Annotated in this window: 12 protein-coding genes; 4 read left to right on the plus strand and 8 right to left on the minus strand. The window is 71.8% G+C overall.

Going from position 1 to position 12411, the window contains the following annotated elements; all coding sequences use genetic code 11:
* Positions 1-28: 28 nt before the first annotated feature.
* Positions 29-601 (minus strand): cob(I)yrinic acid a,c-diamide adenosyltransferase, encoded by a 573-nt coding sequence (locus tag ACIHAR_RS33345; protein WP_365464078.1) that lies wholly within the window; start codon positions 599-601, stop codon positions 29-31.
* A 420-nt stretch (positions 602-1021) separates the two neighbouring features.
* Here ACIHAR_RS33345 and ACIHAR_RS33350 point away from each other — a divergent pair, with 420 nt between their 5' ends.
* The gene (locus tag ACIHAR_RS33350; RefSeq protein ID WP_400022997.1) at positions 1022-1345 is read left to right on the plus strand and encodes an STAS domain-containing protein; all 324 of its coding nucleotides are present in this window, start codon (positions 1022-1024) and stop codon (positions 1343-1345) included.
* Positions 1346-1640: 295 nt separating this feature from the next.
* Positions 1641-4178 carry an ATP-binding protein gene (locus ACIHAR_RS33355; protein WP_400022998.1) on the plus strand — a complete coding sequence of 846 codons (2538 nt, stop codon included), beginning with the start codon at positions 1641-1643 and terminating at the stop codon, positions 4176-4178.
* Positions 4179-4245: 67 nt separating this feature from the next.
* On the opposite strand, the gene nucS is transcribed toward ACIHAR_RS33355, so the two are convergent.
* Positions 4246-4917, minus strand: a complete 672-nt coding sequence (gene nucS, locus ACIHAR_RS33360; protein ID WP_365464070.1) for an endonuclease NucS — start codon at positions 4915-4917, stop codon at positions 4246-4248.
* A 334-nt stretch (positions 4918-5251) separates the two neighbouring features.
* Between nucS and ACIHAR_RS33365 the strand changes: the two genes are divergently transcribed.
* Positions 5252-5644, plus strand: coding sequence for an SCO5389 family protein (locus ACIHAR_RS33365; protein WP_365464067.1), 393 nt, complete (start codon positions 5252-5254; stop codon positions 5642-5644).
* An 86-nt stretch (positions 5645-5730) separates the two neighbouring features.
* Here the strand turns inward: ACIHAR_RS33365 and ACIHAR_RS33370 are convergent, their stop codons facing one another.
* Complete coding sequence (locus ACIHAR_RS33370) at positions 5731-6759, minus strand: LLM class flavin-dependent oxidoreductase (RefSeq protein ID WP_400022999.1); 1029 nt, start codon at positions 6757-6759, stop codon at positions 5731-5733.
* 223 nt (positions 6760-6982) lie between these two features.
* On the opposite strand from ACIHAR_RS33370, the gene ACIHAR_RS33375 reads away from it, so the two are divergent.
* Positions 6983-7315: an ATP/GTP-binding protein gene (locus tag ACIHAR_RS33375; protein WP_365464061.1), complete on the plus strand. Its 333-nt coding sequence runs from the start codon at positions 6983-6985 to the stop codon at positions 7313-7315.
* A 16-nt stretch (positions 7316-7331) separates the two neighbouring features.
* Here the strand turns inward: ACIHAR_RS33375 and ACIHAR_RS33380 are convergent, their stop codons facing one another.
* From ACIHAR_RS33380 to ACIHAR_RS33400, 5 genes are all read right to left on the minus strand, one after another.
* On the minus strand, positions 7332-8201 hold the full coding sequence (locus tag ACIHAR_RS33380) for an ABC transporter permease (protein WP_388755075.1): 870 nt from the start codon (positions 8199-8201) through the stop codon (positions 7332-7334).
* Positions 8198-9493 (minus strand): ABC transporter ATP-binding protein, encoded by a 1296-nt coding sequence (locus ACIHAR_RS33385; protein ID WP_365464056.1) that lies wholly within the window; start codon positions 9491-9493, stop codon positions 8198-8200. The genes ACIHAR_RS33380 and ACIHAR_RS33385 overlap by 4 nt, the downstream gene beginning before the upstream one ends.
* Before the next feature lie 111 nt (positions 9494-9604).
* On the minus strand, positions 9605-10375 hold the full coding sequence (locus ACIHAR_RS33390; RefSeq protein WP_365464053.1) for an ABC transporter permease: 771 nt from the start codon (positions 10373-10375) through the stop codon (positions 9605-9607).
* 2 nt (positions 10376-10377) lie between these two features.
* Positions 10378-11328, minus strand: a complete 951-nt coding sequence (locus ACIHAR_RS33395; protein WP_365464050.1) for an ABC transporter ATP-binding protein — start codon at positions 11326-11328, stop codon at positions 10378-10380.
* An 86-nt stretch (positions 11329-11414) separates the two neighbouring features.
* Positions 11415-12350 carry a cellulose-binding protein gene (locus ACIHAR_RS33400; protein WP_365464047.1) on the minus strand — a complete coding sequence of 312 codons (936 nt, stop codon included), beginning with the start codon at positions 12348-12350 and terminating at the stop codon, positions 11415-11417.
* Between the last annotated feature and the right edge of the window lie 61 nt (positions 12351-12411).

Here is a 12411-nt window from a genome sequence, read left to right on the forward strand (position 1 = left end):
CACCCAGGCCGGCAGCCGCCGGGAGCGTTCAGCGCTCCCCGCCCGGCACCCACAGAACGTCCCCGACCTCCTTGTTGGCCGTCCGGGCGAGGATGAACAGCAGGTCCGACAGCCGGTTGAGGTAGGTCGCGGTCAGGGGGTTCATCACCTCGCCGTGCACCTCCAGCGCGGCCCACGTGGAGCGCTCGGCGCGGCGGACCACCGTGCACGCCTGGTGCAGCAGGGCCGCGCCGGGCGTGCCTCCGGGGAGGATGAAGGACCGCAGCTTCTCCAGCTCCGCGTTGAAGCGGTCGCAGTCGGCCTCCAGCCGGTCGACGTAGAACTGCTCCACCCGCAGGGGCGGGAACTCCGGCTTCTCCGCCACCGGCGTCGACAGGTCCGCACCCACGTCGAAGAGGTCGTTCTGCACGCGGGTGAGGACCTTGACGATCTCCTCGTCCAGGCGGCCCAGGGCGATCGCCGTGCCGATCACGGCGTTCGCCTCGTTCGCGTCCGCGTACGCGGCGATGCGCAGGTCGGTCTTGGCGACCCGGCTCATGTCGCCGAGGGCCGTGGTGCCCCGGTCTCCGGTCCTGGTGTAGATGCGCGTCAGATTGACCATGCGGCCAATCTAGACCGTCCTTCCGGATCCGTTCCGTTCGGTTCGTCACTGCTGCGCAGTTCGGTGCCAATCGGCGCGAGTCAGACATGAATTGACGACGTGACCGGTGTCTCACCCGCTGATGCGTGAAACGCGTTACTAACTGGTCACACAGCCCCTCGCGCCCGCTAATGTCCGGCCCAGAGCCGTGGGGAGGGCGACCGATGCCGCCGGATGGCTGATGCCGGTGAGATCGCACGCGCCAGCGGGCAGGGCTTCTCCAGGCACTGAATCCGCACAGGCCCCAGGGTCCTCACCCTTGCGGGTGAATTCGGTATCGGTTCGCTCACAGACGGCAACCTCCGGCCGCTTCACGCAGTCAGAGGAGGCAACACCGGACATCACACCGCGGAGCACGAGACGCACGCTTAGGGGAGCGCTATGTACATCAGGGGCGACCACACCGAGCTGGTCGTCGGGGGCCGCCTCGACGTCCGCAGCGCGGCGGACGCCCGTACGGTCCTGCACGCGGCGGTGGACGACGGCGTAGGCGACCTCGTGCTCGACCTGTCCGAACTGGACTCCTGGGACGCCACCGGACTCGGCGTCATCATGGGCGTCCACCGCCGGGCCGGCCGCTGCGGCCGCCGCATGGTCCTGCGTGGCGTTCCACCCCAGATGCAGCGCCTGCTGGTGGCCACCCGCCTGCACCGCATCCTCGCCATCGAGGGCGGCATCGGCGTGGAGTCGCTCCCCAGGGTGTGAGATTCGTGAAGGTACGGGGCCCGCGCGTGCAGGATCCGGGAGACGGGCACCCGCCACCACACGGCGTCCGGCAGGCGTCCCACGGCGAAAGCCGTGCCGCACGCAATCCTCACGAGACCGTGACGTCTCGGGCCGCGTGGTACCCCGGGCTGTCGTAGATACTGTGCGAAGGTTTACGGTTCGTCTGCCCGCCGCCCGCAACCCTCGAGCGGGCACCGGACCAGAAGCGACAGCGCAGTGTGCAGCAAGGCCGGGAGGGGCTACCGCCACACGACGCTTTTGGGGGGCTTGACCTATGGATCCGACGACCCGGGGACCCGAGGAGTACGGCCCTGACGGCGACGGCCACACGCCGCGCCCGCGCCCCTCCAGGGACCCCCTGACACCCGACTTCGGCCAGCACGCGCCGGCCCTCGCCCGCACCGTGCGCCTCGTCTCCGGGGACCACCTCCTCACCGTCAACCCCGTCGACGGCAGCGAGATCGAGCTGTGCCCGCCCACGGAACGCCCCGAGCGGCCCGCCAAGCGCACCCCCGAGGCGCGCGCCGAGGCCGACCGCGCGGCCAGGCCCCCCGTGCCGGCCGGTCCCGCCCAGCCCGCGCACCTGCTTCTCGGCCGTCAGGACGAGCGCGAGGAGCTGGTCCGGCTGCTCGCCCGCGGCCGCTCCGTCCGCCTCACCGGCCCCCCGGGCTCCGGCCGCACCAGCCTGCTCGACCTCGTCGCCGAGGACTGCGCCGATCTCGCCCCCGACGGCGTCGTCCGCCTCACCGGCTACCACCGCACCACGGACGACCTGCTGCACGACCTCTTCCACACCGTCTACGACGCCCCCCTCCACCGCCCCGAGGACGACGAACTGCGCGCCCTCGTCGGCGAGATCGGCGCCGTCGTGGTGGTCGACGACCTCGAGTTCGGCGGCGCCGCCCTCGACGAACTGCTGGACGCCACCCCCGAGTGCGCCTTCCTGTTCGGCGCGACCCCCGACATCCCGGCGCCCTCCGCCGGCTCCGCCGTCGAGGAGGTCGCCCTCACCGGCCTCGGCCGGGCGGGCGGCGTCGAGGTGATCGAGCGCGCCGTCGGCCGCCCCCTCACCGAGGAGGAGGCCAACTGGGCCGGCGACCTCTGGTTCGAGTCCGAAGGCCTGCCGCTGAGGTTCGTCCAGGCCGGCGCCCTGCTGCTCCAGCGCGACCGGCTGCGGGCCACCGCCGGCGCCGTCGACGAGCTCGGCGTCTTCGAGGACGCCCGCCCGCTCGCCGCACCCGTCGACGGCGACCCCGGCGAGGCCGAGGACATACCCCTGCCCTCCCTCGGCGAGGCCGCCGCGCCCGCCCCGCTGCTCGCCGCCCGCCTCAGCGCCTCGGCCCGCGCCACCCTGCGCTTCGCCGTCGCCCTCGGCGGCGAGGTCCCGCACCAGGCCCACCTGCCCGCCCTGGTCGGCGACACCCACGCCGACGCCGCCCTCGGCGAACTCGCCGCCTGCGGACTCGTCTCCCCGGTCGGCGTCCGCTACCGGCTCGCCGCGGGCGTCCAGGCCCAGCTCGAGGCCGCCGGATACGCCGACGACGTCACCGCCCGCGCCGAGGCCGCCGCCCAGCACTACGCCTGGTGGACCGGACACCCCTCCGTCACGCCCGAGCGGGTCTGCGCGGAGGCCGACGCCGTCCTCGCCGCCCTCGCCGTGACCGTCCCGGTCACCGGGCCGCCCGCCGACGGCGAGGAGGCGACCGCGGTCGCGCTGGCCCGCACGGCCGCGCCCGCGTTCGCCGCCGGACTGCACTGGAGCGCCTGGGAACAGACCCTGCACGAGGGCGCCGAGGCCGCCCGCCTCGCCGGGCAGTCCGCCGACCGCGCCTACTTCCACCACGAACTCGGCGTCCTGGCGCTCTGCGCCGGACAACTCGACCGGGCCCGCTCCGAACTGGAGGCGTCCCTCGGCCTGCGCGGCGCCCTCGCCGACAAGCGGGGAACCGTCGCCGGCCGCCGCGCCCTCGCCCTGGTCGCCGACCGCTCCGGTGACATACCGGGCCTGGCGGCCCTGACGGCCGCCGACGAGGTGCCCGACGCCCGTCGCGAGGAGTCGGCGTCCCCGCCGCGCGGCATCCCCGCGGCCCTCCCGTCGACGCCGCCCACGCCCACCGGCCCCACCGTCGTCACCGCCCGGCCCCCCGCCCCGGCGGCCCACCGCGGCCGGGGCGGCCTGAAGGGCCTGGCCAAGCGCAACCTCGTGGCGGCCGGCGCGGGCGCCCTGCTCGTGGCCGTGCTCGGCACGGTCGTCACGCTCGGCGCGACCTCCAACAACGACGCCACCGATCCCTCCGACCGGGGTGGCGTCAACCCCACCGCCGGCACGGGCCTGGGCGACGGCGACCTCGACGCGGACACCCCGGGCGGCGACACCGGCTCCGGGGACACCGGCGAGGCGACCAGCCGGCCCACGGACCCGGGACCGGACGGGACGATGGGGACGTCGGACGATCCGACGCCGACGGGTGAGGCGCGTCCTTCGGAGGACGCGAGTGGTTCGCAGGGGTCGGGGAGCGGGGGGTCGACCGCCACCCCGAGGCCGTCGGCGTCCAGCTCGACGTCCAGGCCGCCGTCGACGCCGACGGACGATCCGTCGACGCCGACGGGCGACCCCTCGACCCCGACGGACAACCCGTCGACGCCGACGGACGGGCCCTCGACCCCCACCGGCACACCGTCCACCGACGACCCGTCCACCGGCACCTCGGCGAGCGGCACCACCTCCGGCGCACCCGTCTCGCCGAGCACGGCGGACTCCGCGTCCTCGTCCGCGTCGTCCTCCTCCGCCTCGCCCGGCTCCGTGATCTGAGACACCCCGGACAGCAGAGGGGCCGGGTTCCCTTCCAGGAACCCGGCCCGTCGTGCACGCCCGTCGGTCAGAACAACCGCAGCTTGTCGTCGTCGATGCCGCGCAGGGCGTCGTAGTCCAGGACCTGGCAGCCGATGCCGCGGTCCGTGGCCAGGACACGGGCCTGGGGCTTGATCTCCTGCGCGGCGAAGATGCCCCGCACCGGTGCCAGATGGGGATCGCGGTTCAACAGCTCGAGGTAGCGGGTGAGCTGCTCCACACCGTCGATCTCGCCGCGCCGCTTGATCTCGACCGCGACGGTCCGGCCCTCGGCGTCCCGGCAGAGGATGTCGACCGGACCGATGGCCGTCATGTACTCGCGGCGGATCAGCGTGTAGCCGTCGCCGAGCGTCTCGATGCGGTCGGCGAGCAGTTCCTGGAGGTGCGCTTCCACGCCGTCCTTGATCAGGCCGGGGTCGACGCCGAGTTCGTGCGAGGAGTCGTGGAGGATCTCCTCCATCGTGATGATCAGTTTCTCGCCCGCCTTGTTGACGACGGTCCAGACGCCTTCCTCCTCGCCGGTGCCCTCCTTCAGCGTGCAGGGCGGCGACATCCAGTTCAGGGGCTTGTAGGCCCGGTCGTCGGCGTGGATGGAGACGCTGCCGTCCGCCTTCACCAGGATGAGACGGGGGGCGGAAGGGAGGTGGGCGGTGAGCCGGCCCGCGTAGTCCACGGAGCACCGGGCGATGACGAGACGCATGGTCGGCAACGCTACTCGAAGCCCGGGCCGCCACGCGATTCGCCCACCCGTCTCCCACCACCACCCGCAACGGGACGGCGGGGAGGTCCCCCGGGCCACACCTTTTGCTCCGGTACACCGCAGTTCAACAGTGGCCGATACTGCGCCCAACCGTCGCTCCCTATGTGCCCATTCTCCTGGTGCGGTCACGGTCGGTTGCCTACCGTAGAGAACGGGAGGTCGTGATGCGTGTACTCAGCGTGCTCGGTGTCTGTGCATCTCGGTGTCTGTGCTTGGCGAGCTCCCATTATCTGTCCGGCAACCCCTGCGCTTCGGGGGTGCGAGAGGAGAACCCATGTCGCTCGACGTCTCACCGGCCCTACTCGAACAGGCCGAGCGAGGCGAGGTCGACGAAGCAGAATTCGTCGACTGCGTCCGGACCTCCCTGCCCTACGCATGGGAGATGATCAGCTCCCTGGTGGCCCAGCTGAAGGTGGACGGCGGCCAGTTCGCCGACAACCAGACGCCTCCGCCGGACGAGCAGGCACGCGGGCAGTTGCTGCGAGCGCTGGCGAGTGACGCGATTCGCGGTGCGCTGCAGCGGCACTTCGGTGTGCGGCTGGCCTTCCAGAACTGCCACCGGGTGGCGGTGTTCCCGTTGGACACATCCGTCGACGAGACGCTGGCCCGTTTCACCTCGGTTCGCAGTCAGGTGCTGAACCAGTCTCCGGAGTTCCGGGACTGCTGAGGCAACGTGAGCCTTGCTTGCCGCTCCCTTACGCGGGAGGTGCCTTCAAGTACTGGAGCGGCAAGCGCCCCGGCCGGCGGGGCCGTTCATCGGAGGTGGGGGAGGACCTCCGAGCCCAGCCGCCGTACGTTCTCCTCCGTGGCGGCCAGATCGCCGGAGCCCTCGACGAGCAGGGCGAAGCGTGAGATGCCGGTCCGTTCGCTGGTCGCCGCGAGGCGGTCGACGCACAGCCGCGGGGTGCCCACCGGGTGCAGCCCGCAGAGCAGTTCGGTGTACGCCACCGGGTCCCGCATGCTGCGGGCGCGGCCGTCCACCGTCACGTGGGCGTCGAGGCCCTGCTTCAGCCAGCCCGGCATCGCCTTCACCAGGGTCTCCACCGCGTCGGTGCGCCGGTCCGCGATCTGGCAGACGCCCGCCGAGACATGGGCGGCGGCCCGGATCTCGTCCCCCGGCCGCCCGGCCGCGCGCGCGTGCTGCCGCCACAGGGCGACCATCTCGGCCTTCTCCTCGTCCCCGACGTGCATGCCGAGCAGCATCGGCAGCCCGCGCTCGGCGGCCAGCCGTACGCTCGCGGGGGAGGTGCAGGCGACGACGACCTCCGGGCCCGGCGTCTCCGTCAGGGCCTCCGACGGCCGGGGCACGACGGGGACTTCGCGGAAGCGGAACCGCTCGCCGTCGGCGCCCACGGACGGCTCGCGCAGCCAGCGCACCAGCAGATCGAGTGATTCGGGGAACCCCTTCTCGTACGCCTCCAGGCCCGAGCCGAACACCTCCAGGTCGACCCACGGGCCGCCGCGCCCCACCCCCAGGGTGAAGCGGCCGCCGCTCGTCAGGTGCAGCAGCGCGGTCTGCTCGCCGAGGGCGACGGGGTGGACGGTGGGCAGCACGCTGACCGCCGTGCCGACCCGGATGCGCCGGGTGCGGCCCAGCAGTAAAGCGGCCAGGGTGACCGCGGACGGGCATGTGCCGTACGGCACGAAGTGGTGCTCGGCCAGCCAGACCGAGTCCAGGCCCGCCTCCTCGGCGACCTCTGCGGAGCGGACCGCGCGATGCAGTGCCTCCCCCTGGCCCTGTCCCGGGAACTGGGCCGCCAACACGAAACTTCCAACACGCATGGGACTTTCCTGCTTCCTTGGCCCCGACACGGAGCTCCCCCACCCGGCATAACCGTCTGACACGTGCCGAGGACACGGCCTGGTGGGGAGATTTGCGGATTGTCTGCAGAATCGGGCGCCCCGGAGGGAGACTTGTGGGGATTGGTGCCCTACGGGTACCCCCGAGGGCTCCGCGTAGGCTGGACGCGCATCCTGCTTCCTGTATAGCCCCGTGAGGTGTCCCGTGTCCCCGCGTCGCAACCGACCCAAGGGTGACGGCTCGTTCGGCCGGAGCGCCGAGGACGATCGCGCGAGCCGTTACGGCGGCTGGCAGTCCAGCGTGCGCTGGCAGGGGGAGGAGTGGAGCGTGCGGCACGTGGCCGGCGCGAGCGCGCAGGGCAAGACGTACCGCTGTCCCGGATGCGACCAGATGATCCCCGACGGGGTGCCGCACGTCGTCGCCTGGCCGGAGCACGCGGGCGTGGACGACCGCCGCCACTGGCACAAGGCGTGCTGGAACGCGCGGGACCGCCGCACCCCCGGGGTGCGGCGGTCCCGTAACGCGCCGAAGTTCTAGACCGGAGCCGGCAGGCTCACACGTCCCGCTTCTCCAGCAGCGCGAAGGCGCCGGCGAAGGCGGCGGCCGTCACGCCCAGCGCGATCCACAGCGGGTCCCAGCCGGACGGGCCGGAGTCGGTCAGCGAAGTGGAGTAGAAGACGCTCATCTGGTTGGGGATCGAGTACTCGAACAGCGCCTGGCGCAGATCCTCCAGGGACGACGAGAACATGAACAGCGCGATCACCAGCGGGGCCAGCACCAGGCCGATCATGATGGTGATGGCGCCCGCCGAGTGCCGGATGACCGAGCCGACGGCCAGCGACAGCAGACCGAGCAGGGCGACGTAGAGGGACACGCCCACCGTGCCCTTGAGCCATTCGCCGCCGGAGGGCTCGCGGGCGTCCGGCAGCAGCGCCACGTCCACCATCGCGACGAGGACCGCCGACACCAGCGTCACCACGAAGGCCACCAGGAAGAAGACGACCGCCTTCGCCGCGAGCACCCGGCCGCGCGACGGACAGGCCACCATCGTGGTCCGGATCATGCCCGTGCCGTACTCCGAGGCCGTGGTCAGCACGCCGAGCGTGATGATGCACATGCTGCCCAGGAGCAGTCCGAAGAAGCCGAAGGACAGCGGGTTCTCGCCGGACAGTTCGCCGTCGTTCGCGTTGGCGGCGACCAGCGCGGCGGCGGACAGCCCGATGCCGACGACGAGCAGCACGAACACGCCCAGCGTCCACATCGTGGAGCGCACCGACCGGATCTTGGTCCACTCCGAGGCGACGGCGTTCCCGAGGTGGGTGCGCACGACGGGGATCGGCGAGGTGTACGTGGGGAACGCGGACCCGGGCGCCGCCTGCCAGGCGGGCGCGGCCTGCGGAGACGGGGGCTGCGGCGTGCTCATCGGGCGTCCTCGGTCGTGGTCGGTGCGGGAGCGGGGGCTGCGGCGGGCGCCGGGGCCGCGGCGGGCTGAGCCTGCGGCGCGGACGCGGCGGCCGGGGCCTGGTCCTGCGGCGCGGGAGCCGGAGCCGCGGGCTGCGCCTGCGCGGGAGCCTGGGCGTACGGGTTGGCCCCGCCCGGCCCCACGGGAGCCGGGGGCGCCACAGGGGCGCCCGGAGCGCCGTACGGCCCCGGAGCGGCGCCCTGGGCGGGCTGCGGCGGCGTGTAGCCCGGCTGCGGGGGCGGCGGCGCGTACCAGCCCGGCTGGCCCTGGCCCGGCACCGGCATGGGCGGCAGCGCGCCGGGCGGCAGCGGCTGCTGGAGGCCGGCCTTCTGGTCGATGGTCGACCGGTAGTCGACGGCTCCCTGCGTCATCCGCATGTACGCCTCCTCCAGCGAGGCCTGGTGCGGCGACAGCTCCCACAGGCGTACGTCGGTGTCGTGGGCGATGTCGCTGATGCGGGGGAGGGGCAGTCCCATGACGCGCAGCGCGCCGTCCTGCTCGGGCAGGACGTGACCGCCCGCCTCGGTGAGGGCGCCGGCCAGCTTCTCGCGCAGCTGCGGCTCGGTGGCCGGGGTGCGCACGCGAGCGAAGTCGGCGGAGTTGGCCGAGATGAAGTCCTTCACACTCATGTCGGCGAGGAGCTGTCCGCGGCCGATGACGATCAGGTGGTCGGCGGTCAGGGCCATCTCGCTCATGAGGTGGGAGGAGACGAACACGGTCCGTCCCTCCGCCGCGAGGGACTTCATCAGGTTGCGGACCCAGAGGATGCCCTCGGGGTCGAGACCGTTGACCGGCTCGTCGAAGAGCAGGACCTGGGGGTCGCCGAGGAGCGCGGCGGCGATGCCGAGCCGCTGCCCCATGCCGAGCGAGAAGCCCTTGGAGCGCTTCCTGGCCACGTCCTGGAGGCCCACCACGCCGAGCACCTCGTCCACCCGCCGGGCCGGGATGCCCGAGAGCTGGGCGAGGCACAGCAGGTGGTTGCGGGCGTGCCGGCCGCCGTGGACGGCCTTGGCATCCAGCAGGGCGCCGACCTGGCGGGGCGCGTTCGGCAGCTTGCGGTACGGATAACCGCCGATCGTCACCGTCCCCGAGGTCGGGTTGTCCAGACCGAGGATCATCCGCATCGTCGTCGACTTGCCCGAGCCGTTCGGCCCGAGGAAGCCCGTGACGGCACCGGGCCGTACCTGGAAGGAAAGGTTGTACACAGCGGTCTTGTCGCCGTAGCGCTTGGTCAGGCCGACTGCTTCGATCATGCTCCGCACCCATCGACAGGTTCAGGACAGCGGGGCGCACGCCCCCCGTAAGGGTTAGGAGGATATCGAGGCGCTGACGGTTCCGCTCAAAACAAAGTAAAGACCAAAGCTTCACGCATCGCGTTTCCTCAGCAGCAGGTATCCGCCCGCAAGGGCCGCCACCACCCAGACCACCATGATCGCCAGGCCGCCCCACGGCCCGTACGGGGTGTCGTCGTCGACCGGGGTGACCACCTGCATGATCTTGCTTCCGGCCTGGTCGGGCAGGTACCGGCCCAGCTTCTCCGTCGCGTCGACGTTGCCGAGGATGTTGGAGATCAGGAAGAAGAACGGCATCAGGATGCCCAGCGACAGCATCGGTGAGCGCAGCATCGTGGCCACGCCCATGGAGAACACCGCGATGAGCGTCATGTAGAGGCCCCCGCCGATCACCGCCCGCAGCACGCCCGAGTCGCCGATCGAGGCCTTGTGGGAACCGAGCATCGCCTGGCCCAGGAAGAACGCGACGAAGCTGGTCGCCAGGGAGACGGCCAGGGCGAGCCCGGTGGCCACCGCGATCTTGCTGAACAGGAAGGTGCCGCGCTGCGGCACGGCCGCCAGCGAGGTGCGGATCATGCCGGTGCTGTACTCGTTCGAGACGACCAGCACCCCGAACACGATCATCGCGAGCTGGCCGAGGCTCATCCCGGCGAAGCTGATGAACGTCGGATCGAAGGAGAGCCGCTCGTCGCGGCCCATGGAGTCGAACTCGCTCTTCGACAGCGCCGAGATCAACATGCCCAGGGCGATGGTGACGACCACGGCGAGGGAGAGCGTCCACACGGTGGACGCGACGGAGCGGATCTTCGTCCACTCGGACCGGATGACCTGGGTCGCCGCCATGCTCAGCCCTTCCTCCAGCCGTCGCCCCACTGCTGGGCGGGAGCCGGCTGAGTGTGTGCGTGGTACTCGACCGACTCGGCGGTCAGCTGCATGAACGCCTCCTCCAGAGAGGCCTGTTGGGGGCTCAGCTCGTGCAGCACGATCTGGTGCTGCGCGGCCAGTTCACCGATGGTCTCGGACTTGTTGCCGTCGACCTCGAGGGTGCCGCCGCCGGTCTCCACGACGGTGATGCCGGCGCCGTGCAGCACGTCGAGCAGCCGCTCGCGCTGCGGGGTCCGGATCCGCACGTACGACCGCGAGTTGCGGGCGATGAAGTCGGCCATGGACGTGTCGGCGAGCAGCCGCCCCTGGCCGATGACGACGAGGTGGTCGGCGGTCAGGGCCATCTCGCTCATGAGGTGGGAGGAGACGAACACCGTCCGCCCCTGCGCCGCCAGGGACTTCATCAGGTTGCGGATCCAGTGGATGCCCTCGGGGTCGAGGCCGTTGACCGGCTCGTCGAACATCAGGATCCGCGGGTCGCCGAGGAGCGCGGCGGCGATGCCGAGCCGCTGCCCCATGCCCAGCGAGAATCCCTTGGCCTTCTTCCTCGCCACGGCGGTCAGCCCCACGGTGTCCAGCACCTCCCGCACCCGGCTCGTGGGGATGCCGTTGCTCTGCGCCAGGCACAGCAGGTGGTTGTGGGCACTGCGGCCCGGGTGCACGCCCTTGGCCTCCAGCAGGGCGCCGATGTACGTGAGCGGGTCCTTCAGCTGGTCGTAGTGCTTGCCGTCGATCCGCACGTCCCCGGCGGTGGGCCGGTCCAGACCGAGGATCATCCGCATGGTGGTGGACTTGCCGGCCCCGTTGGGACCGAGGAAGCCCGTGACGATGCCCGGTCTGACGGTGAAGGTGAGGTTGTTGACCGCCACCTTCTCGCCGTATCGCTTGGTCAGCCCCTCGAGCTCGATCATGCGGCCCACGCTAGAACGCGGCAAAGCCCTCTGCCACCTCAGTGGCAGAGGGCTCCGTAGGTTTTCAGCCGTAGTACGACCGGTCGTTACCGGGACTGCTGAGCCGGGACACCCCGGGAGATCGGCTCGTCGTCGGCCGGCGTGCCGGCCGCGGCCACCGCGGCGCCCGTGAGGGTGGCGAGCATCTCGCGGACGTTCGTCAGCTGGGCGTTGATCGAGTCGCGGCGGTTGGTGAGGGCCGCGAGCTCGCGCTCGGATTCCGAACGGATACGGTCGGCCTTGGCGTTGGCGTCGGCCACGATGTCCTCCGCCTGACGCTGCGCCGTCTCGACGGTCTGGCGGGCGCGGCGCTCGGCGTCCGTGCGCAGCTTCTCCGCCTCCAGACGGAGCTGCTCCGCGCGGTGCTCGATCTCCGCGAGCCGCTTCTCGGCCTTGGCCTGACGGGACGCCAGGTCGCGCTCGGACTGCTCGCGGCGCTTGGCGAGGTTCGTCTCGAAGTCGGCGGCGGCCTGCGCGGCCTTGGCGCGGGTCTCCTCGAAGAGGGCGTCGGCCTCCTCACGCTTGGACTGCGCGTCCTTCTGGGCCTCGGCGCGCAGCTGCGAGGCGTCACTCTTGGCCTTCTCGACGATCCGGACGCCCTCGTCCTCGGCCTTGGCCTTGCGCTCCGCAGCGAACGATTCTGCGTCGTTGCGGACCTGCTGGGCCGCCGACTCGGCGAGCTCGCGGTGCTGCTCGGCCGCCCGACGGGCCTCCTCGCGCAGATCCTTGGCCTCCTCCTCGGCGAGGCGGAGGATCTTCTCGACACGCGCGCCGAGACCGGCGTACGACGGCTCGGCGTCGCTTACCTGGGCCTGGGCGTTCTGCGTCTCGAGGTGGAGCTCCTCGATGCGCTTTTCGAGGGCGGTGATGCGGGCGAGAGCGCTGTCACGGTCGGAGACGAGCTTCGAGATCCGTTCGTCCACCTGAGCGCGGTCGTATCCACGCCGCACAAGCTCGAAGCCGTAGGGGGAAGTGTCGCTCATGGGGTTCCTGTCGAATGAGACCGGTGAGGTGATAGGTGGAATCCTAGGGGCCGAAGCGCTG

It is taken from the genome of Streptomyces sp. NPDC052016 (assembly GCF_044548445.1).
Classification (GTDB): Bacteria; Actinomycetota; Actinomycetes; order Streptomycetales; family Streptomycetaceae; genus Streptomyces.